The sequence below is a fragment of the Enterobacter hormaechei subsp. xiangfangensis genome (assembly GCF_001729785.1).
Lineage (GTDB): Bacteria > Pseudomonadota > Gammaproteobacteria > Enterobacterales > Enterobacteriaceae > Enterobacter > Enterobacter hormaechei_C.
The window spans coordinates 3,553,609-3,577,240 of sequence record NZ_CP017183.1 but is presented as its reverse complement, the minus strand read 5'-3'; the positions used below and the strand labels follow the sequence as shown (position 1 = coordinate 3,577,240).

The window sequence follows — 23,632 nt, the reverse complement described above, 5'->3', positions numbered from 1 at the left end:
AGAGGGTAAAGGCAGGTAAAAGCGCGAGAGACGAATGGCAGTTACCCGTAAACTGGCTACGCTTAGAGAAGTGTCTTTTATAATTTTCAATTGGTTAGCTTGCACGGAGTTATTTATGGGTTTTTGGCGCGTTGTTTTTACGATTATTCTCCCGCCGCTGGGCGTGCTGCTTGGCAAGGGGCTGGGCTGGGCGTTTATTCTGAATATCCTTCTGACCATCCTGGGCTACTTCCCCGGTCTTATCCACGCATTTTGGGTTCAGACGAAGAGCTAGGTACGCCACAGTAAGTCACTGTAGATCCGGGTCAGCACGCCTTCGGGGCCAAATTGCTGTTTTATCCAGCGCGTGACCTGACCGGTCGCCGCATGCTGCGTGGCGAGCAGCATGCGCGAATCCTGGCGCGGATTATTGATTCGCCGCGTTACCAGCAGCCCATCCTCCACCGCCTCACGCGTCATGTATTCCGGTAAAAATCCAATACCTTCCCCCAGGATCTGACACTGGCATTTCGTGTTGAAGTCCGGCACCAGAATCGCCTCCTGACCGTGAAGCAGCCAGCCCACCTTCTTATTGATGGTATGCGCGGTATCCTCGACCATGATATTGGGATACAGACGCAGCTGACTTTCGGAGATGGGCTCCGGGGCGAACGCCAGCGGATGCGTGGGCGCGATGGCAAATACCCAACGGATCGCTCCTATCTCGGTATAATCAATGCCGCCGCCGTCCAGCAGCGTATCCGGCGCGCCAATGGCGATATTGGCCTGATTATTAATGATGGAATCCCAGACGCCGTTATACACCTCGGTTGTCACCGTGATCTGGCAGGTGGGAAACTGTTTTTTCAGCACCTGGAGCAAACGCGCGGTATGGCGTGGCGTATACAAAAGCTGATTTATGCAGATGCGCACCCGCGTCTCAATGCCCTGAGAAATGGTATCAATCCCGCGCTTGATGGCATGAAAGTCATTCAGCAGGTCGGTCGCTTTACGATAAAAATAAAAACCGGATTCGGTCAGCTCAATGCTGCGCGTGTTGCGTACAAACAGCACCACGTCCAGGCCGGTCTCCATGCGTTTGATGGTGTAACTGATGGCCGAGGTGGTTACGCCCAGCTCGGCAGCCGCTTTGCTAAAACTGCCAAAACGTGCCGCGGTGGTGAAGGCCAGCAAATTCTCTTCGGTAAAGATGGAATTCATATTATGGCTCCTGGTGACCATCAGTTTTGAACATATTTTAACACTGGCGTTACATCATAGTTGATGTTGGTCACAGTTCTGTATTTTTACGTAGGGCCGCGCTGTGTAAGGCTTTTTCAGCCATAAGGATAATGCAGCCTGAAGTGTGTAAAAGCGGTAAAACATAAGAAAAAGGTTGCACAGACGCACGTTTCTGCCGGACCGTTGAATTTAACTCAACAATGAATTGCGTGTCGATGAATGATTTTTAAGCGGATTCTTTTATGACCAGGCTGTTGCTATTCTCAGGCCATCAGAAGTGAAACATAGGGAGTCTGAATATGTCTGCAACTGCACTGGTTACAGAATTTCTGCTGGCGGCAGAAGAGGGCAATATCGACGCGCTAAAAGCCTGCCTGGAAAAAGGCGTGGATATTAACGTAACCAACCGCCAGAAAAGAACCGCCATTATTATTGCCAGCCTGAAAAAGCATTACGCCTGTGTGGAATTTTTAATTGCCGCCGGGGCGGATATTGATAAACAGGACCAGACCTGTTTTAACCCCTTCCTGATCAGCTGCCTGACCAATGATTTAACCCTGCTGCGCATTGTCCTTCCGGCGGATCCGGATCTCGACCGTCTGACGCGCTTTGGCGGCGTGGGCATTACCCCTGCCAGTGAAAAAGGGCACGTTGAAATCGTGCGTGAGCTGCTGGAAAAAACCGACATCAACGTCAACCACACCAATTTTGTCGGCTGGACGCCGTTGCTGGAGGCCATCGTATTAAACGACGGCGGCGCAAAGCAGCAGGAAATTGTGAAGCTGCTGCTGGATCACGGCGCGAACCCGCACATGACCGATAAATACGGCAAAACCCCGCTCGAACTGGCGCGGGAAAAAGGCTTCAACGCGATCGCAGACCTGCTGCTGGCGGCAGGCGCGTAGCGCATTCGGTCAGCCTTCCCCTGGCTGGCCGTTACTGAAAAAACGCATTGTTACCGACGTGCATTTAGCACGACGGCGGCCCCCTTTTATCTTAAACAGGTGAAAATAATGCCAACCAAAATCGTCATAAAAAAGAATACGTATTTCGATTCGGTTTCCTTAATGTCGGTTTCCACCAAAGCCAATAAATTGCCGGGCGTCGAGCAGGCGTTTGTGGCGATGGCGACGGAAATGAACAAAGGCGTATTAAAAAACCTCGGGCTATTAACGCCGGAATTAGCGGACGCGAAAAATGGCGACCTGATGATCGTGATTAAAGGCGACGCGGCAAATGATGAAACCCTGGCCGCCATTGAAGCGCTGTTCACGCGTAAAGAGCGCACGGGCTCCCATGAAGCACGCTACGCGTCGATTGCCAGCGCCAAAACCCATCGTCCGGACAGCAACCTGGCGGTGATTTCCGTCAACGGCACCTTCGCCGCCCGGGAAGCGCGTCAGGCGCTGGAAAACGATCTTAACGTGATGCTGTTCTCCGATAACGTATCGCTCGACGACGAGCTGGCGCTGAAGCAGCTGGCGCATGAAAAGGGTCTGCTGATGATGGGGCCAGACTGCGGCACCGCCATTATCAACGGCGCGGGGCTGTGCTTCGCCAACGCGGTGCGTCGCGGGCCGATTGGCATCGTTGGCGCCTCCGGTACCGGCAGCCAGGAGCTGAGCGTGCGCATTCATGAGTTCGGCGGCGGCGTGTCGCAGTTAATCGGCACCGGCGGACGCGATCTTAGCGAGAAGATCGGCGGCCTGATGATGCTCGACGCCATCGACATGCTGGAGGCGGACGACGCGACTCGGGTGATAGCGCTCATCTCCAAACCGCCAGCACCCGCGGTGGCTGAGAAGGTGCTGGCCCGGGCACGCGCCTGCCGCAAGCCTGTAGTTGTGTGCTTCCTGGGCCGCAACGAACCGCCTGCCGATGAAGACGGTTTGCAGTTTGCTCGTGGCACCAAAGAGGCGGCCCTGAAAGCGGTGCTGCTTACCGGCATTAAAAAAGACGACCTGGATTTACATCCGCTCAACTGGCCGCTGATCGAAGAGGTACGCACCCGCCTGACGTCGCAGCAGAAATACATTCGCGGCCTGTTCTGCGGCGGCACCCTGTGCGACGAAGCGATGTTTGCCGCGCTGGAGAAGTTTGACGATGTTTACAGCAACATCCAGCCGGACCCGGCCAGGCGTCTGAAAGATATCAGCGTTAGCCAGGCCCACACCTTCCTTGATTTCGGTGACGATGATTTCACCAACGGCAAGCCACACCCAATGATCGACCCGACCAACCGCATCAGCCGCCTGCTACAGGAGGCGCGCGATCCGCAGGTGGGCGTCATCGTGATGGACTTCGTGCTGGGCTTTGGCGCGCACGACGATCCGGTGGGGGTGATGATCGAGGCGATCAAAGAGGCACAGGCGATCGCGAACGCCGACAACCGTCCGCTGGAAATTCTCGGCTACGTGCTCGGCACCGATCAGGATCCGCAGTCGCTGGCGCAGCAGTGCCAGCTGCTGACCGACGCAGGCGTCATCTGGGCCAGCAGCAGCACCAACACCGGATTACTGGCACGCGAATTTGTCTGCAAAGGGGAGAAAGCATAATGACCACTTTATTCAACCAGCCGCTAAACGTCATTAACGTCGGCATTGCGATGTTCAGCGACGACCTCAAAAAGCAGCACGTTCCCGTGACCCAGCTCGACTGGACGCCGCCGGGGCAGGGCAATATGCAGGTTGTTAAAGCGCTCGACCAGCTGGCGGAAAAACCGCTGGCGGAGAAAATTGCCGCCGCGAACAAAATTGCCCTGGAGCGGATTATTCAGTCCCATCCGGTGCTGGTGGGCTATGACCAGGCCATCAACGTGGTGCCGGGCATGACCCGCACGACCATTCTGCACGCCGGTCCGCCAGTTACCTGGGAAAACATGTGCGGGGCGATGAAAGGCGCGGTTACCGGCGCGCTGGTGTTTGAAGGGCTGGCGACGGATCTGGAGGACGCCGCAAGGCTGGCGGCGTCAGGTGACATCACCTTCTCGCCGTGCCACGAGCACGACTGTGTGGGCTCTATGGCGGGCGTCACCTCCGCGTCGATGTTTATGCACATCGTTGAGAACAAAACTTACGGCAACCGCGCCTTCACCAACCTCAGCGAGCAGATGGCGAAGATCCTGCGCATGGGGGCCAACGACCAGAGCGTGATCGATCGTCTGAACTGGATGCGCGACGTGCTCGGCCCGATGCTGCGCGACGCCATGAACATTATCGGCGAAATCGACCTGCGCCTGATGCTGGCCCAGGCGCTGCATATGGGCGACGAGTGCCACAACCGCAACAACGCCGGCACCACGCTGCTTATTCAGGCGCTGACGCCGGGGCTGATCCAGGCGGGCTATTCGGTGACGCAGCAGCGTGAAGTGTTCGAGTTTGTCGCCAGCAGCGACTATTTCTCCGGTCCGACGTGGATGGCAATGTGTAAGGCCGCGCTGGATGCCGCCCACGGCATTGAGTACAGCACCGTCGTCACCACCATGGCGCGCAACGGCTACGAGTTCGGCCTGCGCGTTTCCGGCCTGCCGGGGCAGTGGTTCACCGGCCCGGCGCAGCAGGTGATCGGCCCGATGTTCGCGGGCTATAAGCCGGAAGACTCCGGGCTGGATATCGGCGACAGCGCCATCACCGAAACCTACGGCATCGGCGGCTTTGCGATGGCGACGGCCCCGGCAATCGTGGCACTGGTGGGCGGCACGGTGGAGGAAGCCATCGATTTTTCTCGCCAGATGCGCGAAATCACCCTCGGCGAAAACCCGAACGTCACCATTCCGCTGCTCTCCTTTATGGGGATCCCGACCGCCATCGACATCACGAAGGTCGCGGGCAGCGGCATTCTGCCGGTCATCAATACCGCCATTGCCCATAAGGACGCGGGCATCGGCATGATAGGGGCGGGCATCGTTCACCCGCCGTTTAGCTGTTTTGAAAAGGCGCTGTTGACCTTCCGCGATCGCTACTTTTTATAAGGCATGCATCCATGAAAAACATGAAACTGGAGTGGAAAAGAGGTGACTGGGCAGCTTATTTCGGGTTGATGACCAACAACCTGACCAATTTGCTGACCATGATGGGGTTGCTCATTTTTGTCGTCGGCATCCCGAAGGAGATTGTTTATGGACGCATCGCGCCAGCCTTCGGGCTGGCGGTGCTGGTGGCGAGTCTTTGCTATACGTGGTTTGGCCTGCAAATGGCGCGCGCTACCGGACGAACGGACGTCACCGCGTTGCCGTCCGGCCCGAGCGCGCCGTCGATTTTTACCGTGACCTTCCTGGTCTTAATGCCGGTTTACCAGCAAACCGGCGATGCGGATTTCGCGATTCAGATTGGCCTGGTGTGGTGCTTTGTGGAAGCGATGATCCTCGCGGGCGGTTCCTTCCTTGGGGAAACCATTCGCAAGATGATCCCGCGTACCGTGCTGCTGTCGTGCCTGTCCGGTCTTGGCCTGCTGCTGCTGGCGATGAACCCGATGTTGCAGGCGTTCGAAGCGCCGACCGTATCGTTTATCGTCCTGCTGCTGATCTTCATTAACTGGTTCGGTAAAAAGCCGATTTTCGCCCGTATCCCGACCGGCCTGCTGTTGTTAATTGCCGGTACTCTACTTGCGTGGATCTCCGGCCTGCAAAGCCCGGATGCCATTAAAGCGTCCATGTCATCCTTCGGCTTTAACCCGCCGGAAGTGCACGTGGACAGCTTTATGCAGGGGCTGCCGCACGCGCTGCCGTATCTGGCGTCCGCCGTACCGCTGGGGCTGGCGAACTACATCTTTGACCTGGAGAACATCGAAAGCGCCCACGCGGCAGGGGATGAATACCCGACCCGCAAGGTAATGCTGGCGAACGGTCTGGCCTCGATGCTCGGCTGCCTGATGGGCAATCCGTTCCCGGTCACGGTCTACGTCGGCCATCCTGGCTGGAAAGCGATGGGCGCCAGCATCGGCTACACCCTGGCGTCCGGCGTGACCATGTTCATCGTGCCGCTGTTCGGGCTGGGGGCCTTTATGCTCGCCATCATACCGATGACCGCCATCGTGCCGATTCTGGTGTTTATCGGCGTCGTCACCGCCAACCAGGTGGTGAGGGAAACCCCGAAAGTGGAGGTGCCCGTTATCTTCATCTGCCTGTTCCCGTGGATCGCCAACTGGGCGCTGACCATGATGAACAGCGTGATGAGCGCCGCGGGGACCAGCGCGGCGAAAATCGGCACCGACGTGTTGCACAGCAAGGGTATCTACTACGAAGGCCTGATGCATCTCGGCAACGGCGCGCCGCTCGCCAGCATGCTCTGGGGCTGTATCGCCATCTTCGCCATCCTCAACAAACCGCTGCGCGGGGCCGTCGCCGCCGCAGGAGGCGCGCTGCTGGCGCTGTTTGGCGTGATCCACGCCCCGGTGGTGGGCTTTGCCGAGGGCAGTTCCCTGATGTTTGTCACGGCCTACCTGATGATGGGCGGGATGTTTGTGGTGAAGCATGTGCTGGATACCTCTGTTAATCCCCCTCTCCCTGTGGGAGAGGGCCGGGGTGAGGGCACCAGAACGCACCTTCTAAAGGAAACAAAATGAAAGAGCTTATGGTCGTCGCCATCGGCGGCAACAGCATTATCAAAGACAACGCCAGCCAGTCGATTGAGCATCAGGCGCAGGCGGTCAAAGCGGTGGCTGAGTCGGTGCTCGAAATGCTGGCCTCGGACTATGACATCGTGCTCACCCATGGCAATGGCCCGCAGGTGGGGCTGGATCTGCGCCGCGCCGAAATCGCCCACGAGCGGGAAGGGCTGCCGCTGACCCCGCTGGCAAACTGCGTGGCGGATACCCAGGGCGGCATCGGCTACCTGATCCAGCAGGCGCTCAACAACCGCCTGGCGGCGCGTGGCGAGCAAAAGGCGGTCACGGTCGTCACCCAAGTGGAGGTGGATAAAAACGATCCCGGCTTTACGCACCCGACAAAACCGATCGGCGCGTTCTTCAGCGAGGCGCAGCGCGACGAGCTACAGCTCGCGCACCCGGACTGGCATTTTGTCGAGGATTCAGGCCGGGGCTATCGCCGCGTGGTGGCCTCGCCCCAGCCGCTGCGCATCGTCGAGGCGGATGCGATTAAGGCGCTAACGCAGAAAGGTTTTGTGGTCATCGGCGCGGGCGGTGGAGGCATTCCCGTGGTGCGCAGTGAACAGGGCGATTACCAGAGCGTGGATGCGGTTATCGATAAAGATCTCTCCACCGCGCTGCTGGCGCGCGAGATCCGCGCCGACGTGCTGGTGATCACCACCGGCGTGGAGAAAGTGTGCGTGAACTTCGGCAAGCCGAACCAGCAGGCGCTGGATATCGTCAACGTGGCGCAGATGACGCGCTACATGGATGAGGGCCACTTCCCGGCGGGCAGCATGTTGCCAAAAATCGTCGCTTCGCTGGAATTTTTACGCCATGGCGGCAGGCGCGTAATCATCACCTCGCCGGACTGCCTGCCCGCAGCGCTGCGCGGTGAAACGGGTACCCATATTATTAATGAAGGAAGATAAGATGAGTGAGAATAAAAGCCGCCGCGAGTTTATCAGCCAGAGCGGCAAAATGGTTACTGCCTGCGCGCTGTTTGGCGCCACGGGTTCTGTCGCGTATGCTGCCGATTCTGTAAAGGCAACCTGCGAGACGGGTAAACCGATGAACATCACCGCAAAACATTACTATCTCGACAACGTGCTGCTGGAAGCCGGGTTTAACTACGACGGCAGCGTGGCGACAAGCACCCGCACCGAGCTGAAAACGCTGGAGATCAAAGACGGGAAAATCGTCGCCCTGCGCGATAACGGCAGCCACGCCGACGCGACCCTGCCGCACTACGACGCGGGTAAAAAGCTGATGCTTCCGGCGATGCGCGACATGCACATTCACCTGGATAAAACCTTCTACGGCGGCCCGTGGCGCTCCCTGAACCGTCCGGCGGGCACCACCATTCAGGACATGATCCGCCTGGAGCAGAAGCTGCTGCCGGAGTTACAGCCCTACACGCAAGAACGCGCCGAAAAGCTGATCGACCTGATCCAGTCCAAAGGGTCCACCATCGCCCGCAGCCACTGCAACATAGAGCCGGTTTCCGGCCTGAAAAACCTGGAAAATTTGCAGGCGGTACTGGCGCGCCGGGGCGCAGGCTTTGACTGCGAAATCGTTGCCTTCCCGCAGCACGGCCTGCTGCTGTCGAATTCTGAAAAGCTGATGCGCGAGGCGATGCAGGCGGGGGCGCATTATGTGGGCGGGCTGGACCCAACCAGCGTCGACGGCGCGATGGAGAAATCCCTCGACACTATGTTCCAGATTGCGCTGGATTACGACAAAGGGGTGGATATTCACCTGCATGAAACCAGCCCGGCGGGCGTGGCGGCGGTGAATTACATGGTGGAAACCGTGGAGAAAACGCCGGCGCTGAAGGGGAAGCTGACCATCAGCCACGCCTTCGCGCTGGCCACGCTTAACGAACAGCAGGTGGATGAGATCGCCACCCGCATGGCGGCACAACAGGTAACCATCGCCTCGACCGTGCCGATTGGCACCCTGCACATGCCGCTGAAGCAGTTACGTGATAAAGGCGTGTTTGTCATGACCGGAACCGACAGCGTGATCGACCACTGGTCGCCGTACGGTCTGGGGGACATGCTGGAGAAAGCCAACCTCTACGCCCAGCTCTATATTCGCCCGAACGAGCAGACGCTTTCGCGGGCGCTGGGCATCGCCACCGGCGACGTGCTGCCGCTGAACGACAAAGGTGAGCGCGTGTGGCCTAAAGCGCAGGACGACGCCAGCTTTGTGCTGGTTGACGCCTCCTGTTCCGCCGAGGCGGTGGCGCGCATTTCTCCGCGCACCGCGACGTTCCACAAGGGGAATCTGGTCTGGGGCACGGTCGCCTGACGCCACGTTGGGGTATCGCTACAGGTGATACCCCGACAATCGCAACTCACGGTCAATCCACTCGACGAACTGCTGGATCTTCCACGCGCGTTCGTTCATGTGCGGCATCACCAGATGGTGCGCGTTGATGGCGATACCCATTTCATCAGGCAGCACCTGCACCAGCGAGCCATCCTTCAGGTGATCGGTAGCCATCATTTTGCTCTCCAGAATAAACCCAAGCCCCATGCGCGCCGCTTCAAAGCTCATGTAGGAGCGGTCGAAGCTGAGGCTGAAATTAAGCCAGGGCCTGTCGATATTGTGCCAGGCGAACCATTTCTCCCAGTTCACCAGAGTGCTGGTGGACGAGATAAGCGACTGTTGCAGCAGATCGGCGGGCGTGCTGATGGGATGCTCTTCTGCATAGTCCGGCGAGGCCAATACCACCAGCGTGTCGTTTTTAATGGTCATCACCCGGTAGGCGTCCCAGTCCGGAATACCGTGACGGATATCAATGTCGATATTATCTCTGGCGAACTGTAGGTTCTCATAGGAGCAGGTGAGATTGATGGTGATATCAGGATATTCGGCGCGGAATCTGCCCAGACGGCGCAACAGCCAGGACAGCCCGAAGGTGGGGGAAGAGTGCACGCGAAGCACAGCATTGTCTTTTTCTTTCACGATTTGATCGGTGGCGCGCCCGATGGCGCTCATCGCCGCCGAGACCTCCCGCAGATATTGTTCTCCCGTCGGGGTGAGTTGAACCCCTTTGCCGCTGCGGATAAATAATTTCTTGCCCAGCCACGATTCCAGCGACGCGATCTGGTGGCTTACCGCCGAAGGCGTGACGTTGAGCTGTTCCGCCGCCTGATGGATGCTCAGGGCGTTAGCAACGGCGATAAACGCCTGCAAATTTCTGAGCGAGGGCAGCGATAACGTCTGGCGATCCTGCGCGGACATGGCCTACTCCTTACACGATAATTGATAAAAAACATAACATTGAGACTGCGAGCGGGCAATCTTATCCCGATGTTATTTTTTTGAGCTGTATCGCGAATCAAATTTATCTCAGCAATAAATGAGCTTTATTGAATGGCGTTTCATGGGTGAGCCGATATATTGACGTTGAACGCAATAATAAAACGACTCACGGTGTTCGAATAATGAGGTAAGTTATGTCTCGTATAGAACAAGCTGTCCCCTACATAAAGACTAAAAAAACCAATTACCGTTTCGTTGTGCTGGCATTAATTTTTATTGTTTATGCCATTAACTATGCTGACCGAACAAATATTGGTGCAGTACTGCCGTTTATCATTGACGAATTTCATATCAATAATTTCGAAGCCGGTGCCATCGCCAGCATGTTTTTTTTGGGATACGCCCTGAGCCAAATTCCTGCGGGCTTTTTTATTGCCAAAAAGGGAATTCGCGGCATGGTGGCACTGTCGATATTCGGCTTCTCTGCCTTTACCTGGCTGATGGGCACCGCAACCTCGGTTCTGGGCCTGAAGTGTATCCGCCTGGGGCTGGGGTTAACAGAGGGGCCGTGCCCGGTCGGGCTGGCCTCCACCATCAATAACTGGTTTCCGCCAAAGGAGAAGGCCACGGCCACGGGCGTCTACATCGCCGCCACCATGTTCGCGCCCATCCTCGTGCCGCCGCTGGCAGTGTGGATCGCCATGACCTGGGGCTGGCGCTGGGTCTTCTTCTCCTTTGCGATCCCAGGCCTGGTCATTGCCGTCCTGTGGTATCTGCTGGTACGCACCAGGCCGTCCGAGAGCGCATTCGTCTCGAAAGCGGAGCTGGAGACCATTACCGCCGGTCAGGAGACCCCGGACGCCAGACGGGAAAATATCGTGATTTCACCAGGCTTTGCACGCCTCGATCGGCTGATCCGCGTGCGGGAATTAGCCCCGGTAAGCACGGTAAAAGGGCTGTTTACCTCGAAGAATATTCTCGGCGACTGCCTGGCCTATTTTATGATGGTCAGCGTGCTGTACGGACTGTTGACGTGGATCCCGCTCTATCTGGTGAAAGAGAAAGGCTTTACGTTTATGAGCATGGGGCTGGTCGCCAGCATGCCGTGCATCGGTGGATTTATCGGTGCGATTTTTGGCGGCTACGTCTCCGACAAACTGCTCGGCCGCCGACGTAAACCGACCATGATGTTTACCGCCATCAGCACCGTTTTAATGATGGTTATTATGCTGAATATTCCGCAAAGCACCGTCGCGGTTTGCGTCGGGTTATTTTTTGTCGGCCTCTGTCTGAATATCGGCTGGCCCGCTTTTACGGCTTATGGAATGGCTGTTGCGGACAGTAAAACCTATCCGATTGCCGCGTCCATTATCAATAGCGGCGGTAATCTCGGCGGATTTGTTTCCCCGATGCTGGCAGGTTATCTGCTGGATAAAACAGGTAGTTTTAATTCCGTGTTTATTTATTTCGGTATTTGCGCAGCCATTGGCTTAATAATGATTATGCTGCTGGAAGAGCCGAAATAAAACATTAAATCTCTCTTGTCCTAATGGAGTAAATGTATGCTACTGAAAAATAAAGTCGCCGTTATTACCGGCGCGGCTTCCGTACGCGGTTTGGGTTTCGCTACGGCGAAATTATATGCTGAACAGGGTGCGAAAGTGGTGATTATCGATTTAAACGCTGAAGCCAGCCGGGCTGCCGCCGCGAGCCTTGGCGACGAACATCTGGGCCTTGCGGCGAACGTCAGCAATGAATTACAGGTTAATGCCGCCATTGAGCAGGTGCTGGGGAAATACGGGCGCATCGATATTCTGGTGAATAACGCCGGCATAACTCAGCCGATCAAGCTGATGGATATCAAACGCGAAAATTACGATGCGGTGCTTGACGTCAGCCTGCGCGGCACGCTGCTAATGTCCCAGGCGGTTATTCCCACTATGCGCGCGCAAAAGTCGGGCAGCATCGTCTGCATTTCATCGGTATCGGCCCAGCGCGGCGGCGGCATCTTTGGCGGTCCACACTACAGCGCTGCAAAAGCGGGTGTGCTGGGGCTGGCAAAAGCCATGGCGCGTGAGCTGGGGCCCGACAATGTGCGCGTAAACTGCATCACGCCGGGTCTTATCCAGACGGACATTACCGCAGGCAAGCTGAGCGATGAGATGAAAACGTCCATTCTGGCGGGCATTCCGCTTAACCGCCTCGGAGACGCGCAGGATATTGCCCGCGCCGCGCTGTTCCTCGGCAGCGACCTCTCTTCTTACTCCACCGGTATCACGCTCGACGTGAACGGCGGGATGCTGATCCATTAAGGAGATACGACGATGACGGATACCACAGTTCAACAGGTTGCCGCCGCGGCCTGGCGCATTCGCCGCTACGCGCTGCGCATGGGCGAAGTGCAGGGGCAGGGCTACATCGGGCAGGCGCTGGGCTATGCCGATGTGCTGGCCACCGCGTTTGCCCACGGGATGAACCTTAAGCCGGGCGAGCCGGAGTGGGAGGGGCGTGACCGTTTTTTGCTCTCTCACGGCCACTACGCCATTGCCTGTTACGCCGCCCTGATTGAAGCGGGGATCGTTCCTGAAGAGGAGCTGGAGACCTACGGCGCGGACGACAGCCGCCTGCCGATGTCCGGCATGGCAACCTACACGCCGGGCATGGAGATCTCCGGCGGTTCGCTGGGGCAGGGCTTAAGCATTGGCGTTGGCATGGCGCTGGGGCTGAAGCGCAAGCAGAGCGCGGCATGGGTCGTTAACTCCATGTCGGACGGCGAGCTGGACGAAGGGTCAACCTGGGAAGCTGCGATGTCGGCGGCACATCACGGCCTGTCGAACCTGATCGTGCTGGTGGACATTAACCGCCAGCAGGCGGATGGCAACTCGCACGCGATCCTCGGCTTTGAGCCGCTGGAAGATAAATGGACCTCCTTCGGCTGGTACGTGCAGCGCGTCAACGGCAACGATGTCCCTTCACTGGTAACGGCGTTTGATAACGCCAAACGCTACCCGGAAAACCAGCCGCGCGTCATTTTGTGCGACACGCTGATGGGCAAGGGCGTGCCGTTCCTCGAAAAGCGTGACAAGAACCATTTTATTCGCGTGGATGCTGACGAGTGGCAAAAGGCACTCGCTGTGCTGGATGCCAACAAACCTGAAGGAGTGCTGTAATGAGCCAGACCACGGAGAAAAAACCGCGTTTAACCACGTCGGCGATGATTGCCTCTATCGCGGAAGAGGGCCAGGAGACGCGAGCCGCACCGTTCGGCCACGCGCTGGTGAAGCTGGCGGAACAGCGACCGGAGGTCGTAGGCATGACTGCGGATCTGTCGAAGTACACCGATCTGCATATTTTCGCTCAGGCCTACCCGGAACGCTTCTTTCAGATGGGCATGGCCGAGCAGTTGTTAATGGGGGCCGCGGGCGGCATGGCGAAAGAGGGTTTTATTCCTTTCGCCACCACCTATGCCGTCTTCGCCACCCGCCGCGCCTACGATTTTATCCATCAGGTGATTGCTGAAGAGCACCTGAACGTGAAGATCTGCGCGGCGCTGCCGGGGCTAACCACCGGTTACGGGCCGAGCCACCAGGCGACGGAAGATATTGCGATTATGCGCGGTATTCCGGGCATGACGATTATCGATCCCTGTGACGCAATCGACACCGAACAGGCGGTGCCGGCGATGGCAGCGCACGATGGCCCTGTCTATATGCGCCTGCTGCGCGGCAAGGTGCCGGTGGTGCTGGACCAGTACAACTACCAGTTTAAGATTGGCAAAGCTGCGCTGCTGGAAGAGGGGAACGATGTCCTGATCGTCGCCTCAGGCCTGATGACCATGCGTGCGCTGGAGGCGGCGAAGCAGCTGCGTAAGGATAACGTCAGCGTGGCGGTGCTGCACTCGCCCACCATTAAGCCGCTGGACGAAGAGACGATCCTGGCGCAGGCTGCGAAGCCGGGACGGCTGGTCATCGTGGCGGAAAACCACAGCAGCGTAGGCGGGTTGTGCGAAGCCGTCGCGTCGCTGTTGATGCGCAACCGCGTGAACGTGGATTTCGATACCGTCGCGCTGCCGGACGCGTTCCTTGATGCGGGCGCGTTGCCCACCCTCCATGACCGCTACGGGATCTCAACCACAGCCATGGTGGAGAAAATCCGGCGCAGGCTGTGATTTATAAGACGGATACGTTGTCAACGGGCGAGGGGTGCTTTACCCTCGCCACTGTTGCGATAAAGGAGTCCGTTATGGCGCAAAACATCTACGACAACCCGGCATTTTTTGAAGGCTATGCCCAGCTTCCGCGCTCGGTTCAGGGCCTGAACGGCGCGCCGGAGTGGCCCGCGCTCAAGGCAATGCTGCCAGATTTAACCGGTAAAGCGGTTGTCGATCTCGGCTGCGGCTACGGATGGTTCTGTCGCGCAGCGCGCGAGCTGGGCGCGTCTGACGTCACGGGTGTTGATATTTCAGAAAAAATGCTCGCCCGCGCGGCTGAACTGACTGATGACAATCGGATTCACTATCAGCGTAGCGATCTGGAATCTCTGGCGCTGAAAGCGAATAGCCTCGATCTGGTCTACAGCTCGCTGGCGCTACACTACCTGCCGGAGCTGGACACGCTATTCGCCAGGGTTCAGCGCGCGCTAAAACCCGGTGGCAGCCTGGTCTTCTCGATGGAGCACCCGATTTATACCTGCGCCACCCGTCAGGGCTGGCTCACCGACGACAACGGTGAGCGGTTCTGGGGCGTGAACCATTATCAGGACGAAAGCCAGCGCGTCAGCAACTGGCTGGCGGACGGGGTGATTAAATACCACCGCACGCTGGGCACCACGCTTAACGCACTGATTAAAGCGGGGTTAACGATAAGCGAAGTCAATGAGTGGGGACCAACGCAGACGCAGGTTGACGCCTGGCCCGCGCTGGCCGAAGAGGCGGAACGCCCGATGCTGGTGCTGATCGCCGCCCGTAAGGCTTAATAGCCGACTTTATATACCCGCCCGCTCTGTACCCCTTCCACGCTGCGGCGGTAGGCCTGCGCAACGGTCGCAGCGGGAACGCTTTCAAAGCCCGGGAAGAAGCCATCATATGCTTCGACGGATTCCGTCAGCACCGTCGGGCTGATCAGGTTAATGCGGATCCCGCGCGGCAGTTCACAGGCCGCGGCGCGCACAAACCCTTCCAGCGCCGCATTCACCGTGGTGGCATTGACGCCCTGAGCAATCGGCTCGTGAGCCACAATGCCGCTTATCAGCGTAATCGAACCACCTTCGTTCAGGTAGTGCTGGCCGGTCAGCGCCAGACGAATCTGCCCCAGCAGCTTATCCTGTAAGCCCCGGTTGAACTCGCCGTCGGTCATGGTTGCGAGCGGGCCGAAGTGTACCCCACCGCTGGCGGAGACAATCGCATCCACCGGGCCGATCTTTTCGAACAGCGCCTGTACGCTCGCCTGCGAGGTGATATCCACCTGATGGTCGCCCTGCGTGCGACCCACGCTGATCACCTCGTGACGACGGCTTAGCTCATCTGTCACAGCACGACCGACCGTACCGCTGGCACCAATAATGACGATTTTCATAGCAGACTCCTTATGTTGTGAGCCTTCATTCTTTAATAAATAAAAATTCAGATAAACTGGGTTGATGTTAGAAGATTGCTAACCAGAGGTTCGGAATATGGATAAGCTTCGCGGCATGGAGACGTTCATCACGGTGGTGGAAAGCGGCAGCTTTACCGGCGCGGCGGCCCGGCTGGAGATGTCGGCGGTGATGGTCGGGAAGTATATTACGCAGCTGGAATCGCAGCTCGGTACGCGGCTGCTGGAGCGCAACACCCGTCGCCAGAGCCTGACCGACGCCGGACGCGTTTATTTCGAAGAGGCCAGGCGCGTGCTGGAGCAGGTCTCGATTGCTGAAAACGCGGTTGAGCGCCTGCGAGCCACACCCGCCGGCACCCTGCGCGTGACAGCGCCCACCTCGTTTGGCGGCTGCGTTATCGCGCCTCTGACGGCCACGTTTTTGCAGCGTTACCCGGAAGTGCGCATCGAACTGGATCTCACCAACCGAATGGTTGATCTGGTCGAGGAAGGGGTCGATCTGGCCATTCGTATCGGTGAGATCCGTAATGAGGACCTGGTGGCGAAATATCTGTGTCCCTACAACATGACGATCTGCGCCGCGCCGGATTATCTGGCGCGTCACGGTACGCCGCAAACGCCAGCCGATCTGGTGGATCACCTGTGCCTGTCGCACACGGTATGGACGGCGCGTAACGAGTGGCGGCTGCCGGGTGTGGAAGGCGAAGTGCGCTGGAAGCGTGATGCCGTCTTACGATGCAATGACGGCTACGGCTTACGCATGGCGGCGCGAGCCGGGGCGGGACTTCTGCTGCAACCGGAAGTGCTGGTGGCGGAAGAGCTGGCGAGCGGCAGGCTGGTTCGGGTTCTGGAAGCGTTTACGCCCGCGCCGAGGCCGGTGCATTTACTGTGGCGCCAGGATTTGCGGCCGCTGCCTAAGCTAACGGAATTTATTGCCCATATTCTGCTAAGATTGGGCACAATATAAAAAAAGAAGGTAAGTAAAGAATGTCTGCAAACAAACTCGCCAGCAGCGCGCAGGGCCTGCAATCCTCTGCCATCCGTGAATTATTAAAACATAGCAAAATGGCAGGCGTGATTTCGCTGGGTGGCGGTATTCCAAATCCGGACCTGTTCGATCATGAAGGTTTAAAAATCGCCGCTGATGCCGTGCTGTCTCAGCATTTTGGCGAAGCATTCCAGTACGGTCTGACGGAAGGCGTCCCGGGGCTGCGCGAAGAGATCCAACGCATCTCTGAAGGTCGCGGCATCGCCTGTAAAGCCGATGATGTGGTCATTACTTCCGGCTCGCAACAGTCGCTTGACGTGCTGGCGCGGGCGTTAATCAACCCGGGCGATACGGTCGTCGTGGAGCGGCCTACCTACCTCGCCGCGTTGCAGGTCTTTGGCCTGGCGCAGGCGAAATTTGAATCCGTCGGTACCGACGGCGACGGCATGAAAGTGGATGAACTAGAAGCGCTGGTGGCAACTAAAACCATCAAAGCGGTTTATATCGTGCCAACCTTTGGTAACCCGGGCGGCGTGACGCTCTCCGAAGCGCGTCGTAAACAGCTGGTGGAATTATCGAAGCGCTATGACTTCGTGATTATCGAAGACGACCCGTACAGCGAGATCAACTACACCGACGAAGCGTTCCGCCCGCTGATTGCTCATGCCAAAGATATCGGCAATGAGGATAACGTGGTGTACACCTCCACCTTCTCTAAAATCCTCGCGCCGGGCACCCGCGTGGGCTGGGTGCTGGTGCCGGAGTGGCTAAAGCGCGCGGTAGTGAACCTCAAGCAAACCACCGATCTGCACACCAGCACGCTGTCGCAGCTGATGACGTACGAATATCTGAAAACCGGTCGTCTGGCGAATCAGATTAAAATGATCCGCGAAGCCTACCGCCAGAAATACCAGACCTTTGCCAGTGAACTGGAAGCGGAGCTGGGCGATGTGATGTCGTTCCACAAGCCAAAGGGCGGCATGTTCCTGTGGGCGAAAATGAATAACGGCATCAATACGACGAAATGGCTGGAAAAAACGTTGAGCAACGGCGTCGTGTTTGTGCCGGGTGAGTTCTTCTACTGCAACGAGCCGGACCACACCACGCTGCGCATGTCTTTCGTTACCCCAACGGATGAGCAGCTTAAAGAAGCGGTTCGACGCCTGAGAATTTCCCTGTAACCGGATGCGCATAATGGCAGATGCCGTTATGCGCCGTTCCCGTGTCGGGTAAGCGTATTGCGTGGCGCGGGCGGATCAGGCGACGTCCGGCTTGCCGGATTTTCGCTTCGCCATGACTTCCGCAACGGTTTTTATCCGGCTTAACTCCTCCTGCGTGCGGGAGTTAGATTGCGCTTCCCAGATATCAACGTTTAGCTGTAAGTTCAGCCAAAATTCAATAGTGGTATTAAAGGCTTTTGCCAGTTTGATCGCCATATCGGCAGTAAGTTTGCGATTGTTATTGACCAACGCGCTTACGGTATTGCGGTGTACATTTAGCATCTCTGCCAGATCGTTGATTTTCAGATTGAGCGGTTCAAGATACTCATACTGCAACACCTCGCCCGGCATGGTGGGTTTGCGGAGTGCCTGTTGAAGTGTCATAGGTGATGCCTCACTTGTGTTGCGTGTACTTGTGTGGAGAGAGATAGAGATCGTCTGCTTTTCCCTCTGACCAGCGAAATACAAGCCTGTATTGTCTGTTTACCCGGATAGAGGAGTATCCCTTCAACGGAGGACTCAATGCTTCATACATATTGCCCGGTGGCGATCGTAAATCCAGGTGCGACATGGCCGCATTGATGATGTCGAGCTTTCTTGCAAGCGCTGTTTCCAGATTCAAAGGAATAACATTGCTCGATCTCCCGTAGAGAAAAAAATCCTCAAGCCATTGATCCCGAAAATGATTAATCATAATGCTGGTAAGCTCCAGTCCTTGAAGCTGAGTGGATAGTAATGCACTCCTGCACTGTGCGCAAGTGCGTTTTGTCTGCGAGTAATATTACCCTGGTCATGGCTGAAGGGAAGTGTGATGCATGACTAAAGGTTAATTCTTCGAGGCGGATTCCACGTCTTGCGTGCGGATTAATGCCCGGCGGCGCTGCGCTTGCGCGGGCCTGCGAGAATGTAGGCCGGGTAAGGCGCAGCCGCCACCCGGCGTTTGACTACCGCTCCCTCAGCGCCTCCTTCGCCCGGTTAAACGGTTTGATCATATAATCCAGCACCGTTTTCTCTCCGGTCTTAATATCCACCGTCGCTATCATCCCCGGCACGATCGAGAAGTGCCTGCCCGCCTTATTCACCAGATAATCCTGGCTGGTACGGATAAATACCCGGTAATAGAACACCTCCGGCTTCGCTTCGTCCTGAATGGTGTCCGGCGAAATGGTCTCCACCACCCCGTGCAGCCCACCGTAAATCGCGTAATCGTAGGCAGTGATTTTCACCAGCGCCTCCTGATTAGGGTGGATAAAGGCGATATCCCGCGGCGAGAGGCGAGTTTCAATCAGCAGATGATCGTCCACCGGCACAATTTCCATTAGCTCGCCGTTGGGCGGGATCACGCCGCCGATGGTGGTGACTTTGATGTTTTTCACGATCCCGCGCACCGGAGACTTCACCGTCAGGCGGGTAACGGAATCCTCGCGGCCTTTCAGGATCGCTGACACCATATCCACCTCGGCGTTGGCCTTCGACAGCGCTTCACGGGCCTGCACGTAATACTGGGAACGTACGTCGGTGAGCTTCAGCTCCAGGTCGCTTTTCTGCCGTTGCAGGCGCAGCACTTCCACGTGGCTGGCGGCCCCGGTTTTCACCAGCCGCTGGGTGATCGCCAGTTCTTTGTTCGCGAGATCTAACGCGGCGCGCAACTCCCGCTGGGTATCCTCCAGCTGGGCGCGGCGCGAGTTGTAGAGCCGCGTTTCAGCGGCGGTCAGGTCGGTCCATTTCGCCAGGGACGGCGGGAATTTGAGCGGCAGATCGTTCACCTCGGCATACAGACGCGCGCTGGAGGCCAGCGACGCGCGGTAACGCGCCGCGCTTTCGCCGACGTTAGATTCCGAGCGGGTAGGATCCAGCCGCGCCAGCACCTGTCCGGCCTGCACCTGATCCCCTTCGTGCACGTTCAGCTCGGTGAGGATCCCCCCATCCAGCGACTGCAACACCTGCTCGCGTGAGCTGGGGATCACTTTTCCGGTGCCGGTTGAGACTTCGTCCAGCACGCCGAACCACGCCCAGACGCCGAGCACCACAAACATCACCAGGGAGAAGAAAACAATGCGCCGGGCGCCGGTATAACCGCTTTCGGAGTCGAGCGCGTTATCCAGATCTTCTACTGCGGCAACGTCACGCTGACTGATTTTCATTTTTCCACTCCCGTCCGGTTGCCTGCTGCTGTTGCTGCATACGGCTGTTGTTCAGCGCCTGGGCTTTTGGCGCGTCCATCACCAGCATGCCATCTTTGAGTACCACCACGCGCTCCACCAGCTCCAGCACCGGCACGCGGTGGGTCGCGACAACCAGCGTGCGGTTGCCGAGCCACGCCCCGAGACGTTGAATAAATTCCCGCTCGGTATGTTCATCAAGGGAGGCGGTCGGTTCATCCATCAGCACGATATTCGGGTCGCGCAGCAGCATCCGCGCCAGCAGAATAGACTGCCGCTGCCCGCCGGACAGCCCGACGCCGTTCTCCATAATCGGGTAATCCAGCCCCTTTGGCAGCTTCTGCACAAAGCTGGCCGCGCCGCACATCTCCAGCACCTCGAAGATCTCTTTATCGGTGGCGCGCGGCATGCCGAGCGTGATGTTCTCGCGCAGGGTGCCATAAAACAGCCGGGCGTTTTGGGTCATAAAGCCGACGTTTCTCCGCACGTCAGCCACGTCCAGATGCGGCAGGCTGAGGTTGTCGAGCCGCAGTTCACCACCCGCCAGATCCATCCCGCCCGCCATCGCCTGCAACAGGGTTGATTTGCCCGCGCCGTTGCGCCCGAGGATCGCCACTTTTTCGCCCGCTTTGATCTCCAGGCGGTTAATGCGCAGCGCCATGCGGGGATCTTCCGGGTGATAGCGGAACTGCGCCTGCTCGAAAAGATAGTGGCCGCGCAGCACGTCCTGGCGGATCGGTGTCTCTTCGCGCTGGTTCTCGGTCGGCAGCTGCATAATGCTGTCCAGCCCCTCTTTGGCCGCCTTCACCTGCTGCCAGCGGGCCAGCACGCCGCATAGCGTCGCCATCGGGGCGATCATCCGTGAGGCGAGCATCGAGGCGGCCACCACCGAACCGGTGGTTAAGGTGCCGTCGATCACCATCGGCGCGCCCACCACGATCACCCCGGCATAGACCAGGCTCTGAATGGTCATCCCCCAGCTGATCAGGTTCTGCGTCAGTTCGCGGGTGCGCAGGCCGGATTCGGCGGTGATCTGGATATAGCTGTTCCACTGCTGCAAAAAGCGGTTCTCTGCCTGCATCAGCTTGATGTCCTCCAGCCCCTGCACGCTTTCCACCAGCACCGCGTTGCGCAGGGTTGATTCATGCGCCGACTGCTTCGCCAGCTCCGCCAGCTTCTTTTGCAGCAGCAGGCCAGGCAGGACCATGATCACCGCCGCCACCGGAGCGATCCACGCCAGCTGCGGGGCGATGATCGCCAGCACAATCACAAACAGGATAAAAAACGGCAGATCGACGATGGTGGAGATGGTGGAGGAGGTGACCATCTCGCGGATCTGCTCCAGCTCGCGCAGCTGGGAGATAAAGCTTCCGGTGGATCGCGGAATGGCGCTGTGGCGCAGCCGCAGCGCGTGGCCGAACACCCGATCCGAGACGCGCAGATCCGAGCGTTTGCCCAGCAGATCCATAATGTGTCCGCGCGCCACGCGCAGCACAAAGCCAAACAGCGTGGCGATCAGCACCCCGATAGTCAGCACATAGAGCGTCGGATAGGACTGGGCGGGGATCACCCGGTCATACACCTGCATGGAAAAGACGATGCCCGAGAGTGAGAGCACGTTAATGAACAGTGCAGCCAGCATCACCCAGCTGTAAGGGCGAAGGTCGCGCATCACCAGCCGGTAGAGCCAGTCCGGGCGGTATTTTGATATATAGGCATCCACGCGGCTGTCCTTCAGCGCCGCCAGCGGACGCAGGGCGATGACGTGGCGGATGGCAGGCAGCATCGCGCTCATCGACAGGCGGTTGGTGTGCGTGCTGTCGTCGAAAAAGCTGACCTCAAGCGTATCCTCGCCGTCGAAATTGTCGATGACGCCGATTTTACCGTCGTTCAGCTCCACCACCACCGGCAGACGCCAGCTGTTGATAGCGTGCTGATCGGCCGTCAGCAACTGGAATGTCAGCCCGGCTTCACGGGCGAGCTGCGTCAGCGCGGGCACCATCGGTTTGCCTTTCAGCCACGGCGCGCCTGCGACGAGCGAGCCTGGCGAGCAGGCAACGCGATAGCGCGTCGCCACGTAGCCAAACGCCTGCGCCCACTGCTCCAGCGCCTCATCCGTCATGTTTTCACCCTGCGGGATATCGCGTTGCTTCATGGCTGGATCTCCACGGTCTGGATGGTGCGGTTTTCAAGATCGAACGCGTGACGCAGGCGCCCGGTGTTGTACAGACAGTTGAGCTGAAGCTGATGCAGCTGTCCGGCGGTTTGCTGTTGGGTAAAGCGCGCCTGATACACTTCCTGCTCGGCGTTGAGCACGTCGAGCAGCGGGCGGGATCCAAGATCGAGATACTGCTGCTGATACAGCTCGCGGGTGCGGGCGCTGAGCGCTTCCTGACGGCCCTGGATCTGAAGCGTGCTCATCAGGCTCATCACCTGGCTGCGCGCTTCCAGCAGTTTTTGCCGCACCTCAAGACGGGTGCGCTGGATGGTGGACTGGGCGGATTCCACCGCGTGTCCGGCGGCGTTACGCCGGGCGGTGAGGCCGCCACCCTGATAGAGCGGCATTTGCACTTTAACCCACGCGGAGTACTGGGTGCGGTCCCGCGTTTCGTTGCCCGCGTAGCGGTCGTTCAGGTAGTGACGAACTTCCGGCTCCAGAGAAACGGTAGGGGTCATTTGCGCGTTGGCATAATCGAGATTTGCCTGCGCGACGTTGGCCTGCGCCCAGGCCGCTAATACCGAGGGCACCAGACGATCGTCCGGCTCGGCGATGTCGCAGCTGCGGGCCAGGCTTTGCGGAAAGTCATTGCTGACCGCGTTCAGGCTGTCCCAGCCCAGCAAGCTCATCAGCGTGGCGCGCGAGCTGTCGAGGCTCGCCTGATACTGCATCAGCTGCGCACGCGCCCCTTCGATACGGGCATCGGTCTGGACCACGTCAGAGAGTGACGTTGCGCCTTCATCATTACGTTGTTTCGTCAGGGTGCCGATGGAGGACAGTGCATCCAGCTGTTCTTTGGCGGTCTCGACCATCTGCTGCCAGGTCTGCACCTGCACCATGGCGATGGCGGTATCGTGGGCGATGGTGTCGATGCTCACCAGCAAGTTGGCCTGCTGCTGGGCGACGCCCGCATTTTCGGCGCGCACCTGGCTTGCGACTTTGCCGAAGTCGTACAGCATTTGCGAAAGAGAAAGCACCAGCGAGGGGGTAAAGCCATTATCGTCACCGTCGTGGCTATAGCCGTTATCCATGCCAGCGTTAATTTGCGGATAATATTTCGATTTAGCGACGTCCACATTTTCGCTCTGCTGATAAAGTTTGCCGACGGCTTCACTGATAGCCGGATGCCAGGTCACGGCGCGGTTAACCGCTTCATTCAGCTGTAGCGTGCCGGGGGCGGCTTTGCTGGCTACGGGCGCCACGCGGCCATTTAAAGAGGGGAGTTCCTGCGTTTCGCTTAATTGTCCGGTATTAATCATCGCCGCAGGGTTTGCCGCGATAGCGGGCACAGATATCAGGCAGCACGAGAGCCACCAGTAAGGCATCTTCTTTCCCATTTCTTGTCCCTAATAAAAAAGTACTGCTTTTTTGTTTAT

General features: G+C 58.1%; 22 protein-coding genes. 14 read left to right on the top strand and 8 right to left on the bottom strand.

Features of this window, described 5'->3' with window-relative positions:
* Positions 1-115 precede the first annotated feature (115 nt).
* Entirely contained in the window at positions 116-274 is a 159-nt protein-coding gene (locus tag BFV63_RS17015; RefSeq protein WP_003862203.1) for a YqaE/Pmp3 family membrane protein, read from the top strand.
* Here the strand turns inward: BFV63_RS17015 and BFV63_RS17010 are convergent.
* On the bottom strand, positions 271-1,200 hold the full coding sequence (locus BFV63_RS17010) for a LysR substrate-binding domain-containing protein (protein ID WP_015571650.1): 930 nt from the start codon (positions 1,198-1,200) through the stop codon (positions 271-273). The genes BFV63_RS17015 and BFV63_RS17010 overlap by 4 nt on opposite strands.
* Before the next feature lie 320 nt (positions 1,201-1,520).
* On the opposite strand from BFV63_RS17010, the gene BFV63_RS17005 reads away from it, so the two are divergent.
* The 6 genes from BFV63_RS17005 (at position 1,521) to BFV63_RS16980 (ending at position 9,117) form a co-directional block, all read left to right on the top strand.
* Positions 1,521-2,126 carry an ankyrin repeat domain-containing protein gene (locus BFV63_RS17005; protein ID WP_022651715.1) on the top strand — a complete coding sequence of 202 codons (606 nt, stop codon included), beginning with the start codon at positions 1,521-1,523 and terminating at the stop codon, positions 2,124-2,126.
* Between the two features lie 108 nt (positions 2,127-2,234).
* On the top strand, positions 2,235-3,776 hold the full coding sequence (gene fdrA, locus BFV63_RS17000; RefSeq protein WP_045331235.1) for an acyl-CoA synthetase FdrA: 1,542 nt from the start codon (positions 2,235-2,237) through the stop codon (positions 3,774-3,776).
* A complete protein-coding gene (locus BFV63_RS16995; RefSeq protein ID WP_045346172.1) occupies positions 3,776-5,191 on the top strand; it encodes a YlbE family protein in 1,416 nt (471 codons plus the stop codon). Before fdrA ends, BFV63_RS16995 begins: the two co-directional genes overlap by 1 nt.
* 11 nt (positions 5,192-5,202) lie before the next feature.
* Positions 5,203-6,783, top strand: coding sequence for a hypothetical protein (locus tag BFV63_RS16990; RefSeq protein WP_045340134.1), 1,581 nt, complete (start codon positions 5,203-5,205; stop codon positions 6,781-6,783).
* Positions 6,780-7,736, top strand: a complete 957-nt coding sequence (locus BFV63_RS16985) for a carbamate kinase family protein (protein ID WP_048241984.1) — start codon at positions 6,780-6,782, stop codon at positions 7,734-7,736. The genes BFV63_RS16990 and BFV63_RS16985 overlap by 4 nt, the downstream gene beginning before the upstream one ends.
* 1 nt (position 7,737) lies before the next feature.
* Complete coding sequence (locus BFV63_RS16980; protein ID WP_023314699.1) at positions 7,738-9,117, top strand: amidohydrolase family protein; 1,380 nt, start codon at positions 7,738-7,740, stop codon at positions 9,115-9,117.
* An 18-nt stretch (positions 9,118-9,135) separates the two neighbouring features.
* Here the strand turns inward: BFV63_RS16980 and BFV63_RS16975 are convergent, their stop codons facing one another.
* Entirely contained in the window at positions 9,136-10,056 is a 921-nt protein-coding gene (locus BFV63_RS16975; RefSeq protein WP_003862214.1) for a LysR substrate-binding domain-containing protein, read from the bottom strand.
* A gap of 215 nt (positions 10,057-10,271) precedes the next feature.
* On the opposite strand from BFV63_RS16975, the gene BFV63_RS16970 reads away from it, so the two are divergent.
* The 5 genes from BFV63_RS16970 to BFV63_RS16950 all read left to right on the top strand — a co-directional run bounded on the left by BFV63_RS16970 (position 10,272) and on the right by BFV63_RS16950 (position 15,051).
* Positions 10,272-11,603 carry an MFS transporter gene (locus BFV63_RS16970; RefSeq protein WP_023323645.1) on the top strand — a complete coding sequence of 444 codons (1,332 nt, stop codon included), beginning with the start codon at positions 10,272-10,274 and terminating at the stop codon, positions 11,601-11,603.
* A gap of 36 nt (positions 11,604-11,639) precedes the next feature.
* Complete coding sequence (locus BFV63_RS16965; RefSeq protein ID WP_003862216.1) at positions 11,640-12,389, top strand: SDR family NAD(P)-dependent oxidoreductase; 750 nt, start codon at positions 11,640-11,642, stop codon at positions 12,387-12,389.
* 12 nt (positions 12,390-12,401) lie between these two features.
* Positions 12,402-13,247 (top strand): transketolase, encoded by an 846-nt coding sequence (locus tag BFV63_RS16960; RefSeq protein ID WP_022651707.1) that lies wholly within the window; start codon positions 12,402-12,404, stop codon positions 13,245-13,247.
* Positions 13,247-14,245 (top strand): transketolase family protein, encoded by a 999-nt coding sequence (locus tag BFV63_RS16955; protein WP_022651706.1) that lies wholly within the window; start codon positions 13,247-13,249, stop codon positions 14,243-14,245. The genes BFV63_RS16960 and BFV63_RS16955 overlap by 1 nt, the downstream gene beginning before the upstream one ends.
* A 74-nt stretch (positions 14,246-14,319) precedes the next feature.
* Complete coding sequence (locus tag BFV63_RS16950) at positions 14,320-15,051, top strand: class I SAM-dependent methyltransferase (RefSeq protein ID WP_023314697.1); 732 nt, start codon at positions 14,320-14,322, stop codon at positions 15,049-15,051.
* Here BFV63_RS16950 and BFV63_RS16945 read toward each other — a convergent pair.
* The gene (locus BFV63_RS16945) at positions 15,048-15,650 is read right to left on the bottom strand and encodes a short chain dehydrogenase (protein WP_023314696.1); all 603 of its coding nucleotides are present in this window, start codon (positions 15,648-15,650) and stop codon (positions 15,048-15,050) included. The two genes, BFV63_RS16950 and BFV63_RS16945, sit on opposite strands and share 4 nt — an antisense overlap.
* Positions 15,651-15,747: 97 nt before the next feature.
* Between BFV63_RS16945 and BFV63_RS16940 the strand changes: the two genes are divergently transcribed.
* Both BFV63_RS16940 and BFV63_RS16935 read left to right on the top strand, forming a co-directional pair.
* On the top strand, positions 15,748-16,635 hold the full coding sequence (locus tag BFV63_RS16940; RefSeq protein WP_048241982.1) for a LysR substrate-binding domain-containing protein: 888 nt from the start codon (positions 15,748-15,750) through the stop codon (positions 16,633-16,635).
* A 20-nt stretch (positions 16,636-16,655) separates the two neighbouring features.
* On the top strand, positions 16,656-17,837 hold the full coding sequence (locus BFV63_RS16935; RefSeq protein ID WP_023314694.1) for an aminotransferase-like domain-containing protein: 1,182 nt from the start codon (positions 16,656-16,658) through the stop codon (positions 17,835-17,837).
* Between the two features lie 75 nt (positions 17,838-17,912).
* Here BFV63_RS16935 and BFV63_RS16930 read toward each other — a convergent pair whose 3' ends face one another.
* From BFV63_RS16930 to BFV63_RS16910, 5 genes are all read right to left on the bottom strand, one after another.
* Positions 17,913-18,260 carry a HigA family addiction module antitoxin gene (locus tag BFV63_RS16930; protein ID WP_048209500.1) on the bottom strand — a complete coding sequence of 116 codons (348 nt, stop codon included), beginning with the start codon at positions 18,258-18,260 and terminating at the stop codon, positions 17,913-17,915.
* A gap of 10 nt (positions 18,261-18,270) precedes the next feature.
* Complete coding sequence (locus BFV63_RS16925; protein WP_015571638.1) at positions 18,271-18,570, bottom strand: type II toxin-antitoxin system RelE/ParE family toxin; 300 nt, start codon at positions 18,568-18,570, stop codon at positions 18,271-18,273.
* Between the two features lie 250 nt (positions 18,571-18,820).
* On the bottom strand, positions 18,821-20,020 hold the full coding sequence (locus tag BFV63_RS16920; protein WP_003862224.1) for a beta-barrel domain-containing protein: 1,200 nt from the start codon (positions 20,018-20,020) through the stop codon (positions 18,821-18,823).
* The gene (locus BFV63_RS16915; RefSeq protein WP_048210580.1) at positions 20,001-22,193 is read right to left on the bottom strand and encodes a type I secretion system permease/ATPase; all 2,193 of its coding nucleotides are present in this window, start codon (positions 22,191-22,193) and stop codon (positions 20,001-20,003) included. The genes BFV63_RS16920 and BFV63_RS16915 overlap by 20 nt, the downstream gene beginning before the upstream one ends.
* Positions 22,190-23,593 carry a TolC family outer membrane protein gene (locus BFV63_RS16910; RefSeq protein ID WP_048241980.1) on the bottom strand — a complete coding sequence of 468 codons (1,404 nt, stop codon included), beginning with the start codon at positions 23,591-23,593 and terminating at the stop codon, positions 22,190-22,192. Before BFV63_RS16910 ends, BFV63_RS16915 begins: the two co-directional genes overlap by 4 nt.
* Between the last annotated feature and the right edge of the window lie 39 nt (positions 23,594-23,632).

Coding starts and splice junctions, on each gene's coding strand:
- BFV63_RS17015 (WP_003862203.1), top strand. CDS start 116: ATGGGTTTTTGGCGCGTTGTTTTTACGATTATTCTCCCGCCGCTGGGC.
- BFV63_RS17010 (WP_015571650.1), bottom strand. CDS start 1,200: ATGAATTCCATCTTTACCGAAGAGAATTTGCTGGCCTTCACCACCGCG.
- BFV63_RS17005 (WP_022651715.1), top strand. CDS start 1,521: ATGTCTGCAACTGCACTGGTTACAGAATTTCTGCTGGCGGCAGAAGAG.
- fdrA (WP_045331235.1), top strand. CDS start 2,235: ATGCCAACCAAAATCGTCATAAAAAAGAATACGTATTTCGATTCGGTT.
- BFV63_RS16995 (WP_045346172.1), top strand. CDS start 3,776: ATGACCACTTTATTCAACCAGCCGCTAAACGTCATTAACGTCGGCATT.
- BFV63_RS16990 (WP_045340134.1), top strand. CDS start 5,203: ATGAAAAACATGAAACTGGAGTGGAAAAGAGGTGACTGGGCAGCTTAT.
- BFV63_RS16985 (WP_048241984.1), top strand. CDS start 6,780: ATGAAAGAGCTTATGGTCGTCGCCATCGGCGGCAACAGCATTATCAAA.
- BFV63_RS16980 (WP_023314699.1), top strand. CDS start 7,738: ATGAGTGAGAATAAAAGCCGCCGCGAGTTTATCAGCCAGAGCGGCAAA.
- BFV63_RS16975 (WP_003862214.1), bottom strand. CDS start 10,056: ATGTCCGCGCAGGATCGCCAGACGTTATCGCTGCCCTCGCTCAGAAAT.
- BFV63_RS16970 (WP_023323645.1), top strand. CDS start 10,272: ATGTCTCGTATAGAACAAGCTGTCCCCTACATAAAGACTAAAAAAACC.
- BFV63_RS16965 (WP_003862216.1), top strand. CDS start 11,640: ATGCTACTGAAAAATAAAGTCGCCGTTATTACCGGCGCGGCTTCCGTA.
- BFV63_RS16960 (WP_022651707.1), top strand. CDS start 12,402: ATGACGGATACCACAGTTCAACAGGTTGCCGCCGCGGCCTGGCGCATT.
- BFV63_RS16955 (WP_022651706.1), top strand. CDS start 13,247: ATGAGCCAGACCACGGAGAAAAAACCGCGTTTAACCACGTCGGCGATG.
- BFV63_RS16950 (WP_023314697.1), top strand. CDS start 14,320: ATGGCGCAAAACATCTACGACAACCCGGCATTTTTTGAAGGCTATGCC.
- BFV63_RS16945 (WP_023314696.1), bottom strand. CDS start 15,650: ATGAAAATCGTCATTATTGGTGCCAGCGGTACGGTCGGTCGTGCTGTG.
- BFV63_RS16940 (WP_048241982.1), top strand. CDS start 15,748: ATGGATAAGCTTCGCGGCATGGAGACGTTCATCACGGTGGTGGAAAGC.
- BFV63_RS16935 (WP_023314694.1), top strand. CDS start 16,656: ATGTCTGCAAACAAACTCGCCAGCAGCGCGCAGGGCCTGCAATCCTCT.
- BFV63_RS16930 (WP_048209500.1), bottom strand. CDS start 18,260: ATGACACTTCAACAGGCACTCCGCAAACCCACCATGCCGGGCGAGGTG.
- BFV63_RS16925 (WP_015571638.1), bottom strand. CDS start 18,570: ATGATTAATCATTTTCGGGATCAATGGCTTGAGGATTTTTTTCTCTAC.
- BFV63_RS16920 (WP_003862224.1), bottom strand. CDS start 20,020: ATGAAAATCAGTCAGCGTGACGTTGCCGCAGTAGAAGATCTGGATAAC.
- BFV63_RS16915 (WP_048210580.1), bottom strand. CDS start 22,193: ATGAAGCAACGCGATATCCCGCAGGGTGAAAACATGACGGATGAGGCG.
- BFV63_RS16910 (WP_048241980.1), bottom strand. CDS start 23,593: ATGGGAAAGAAGATGCCTTACTGGTGGCTCTCGTGCTGCCTGATATCT.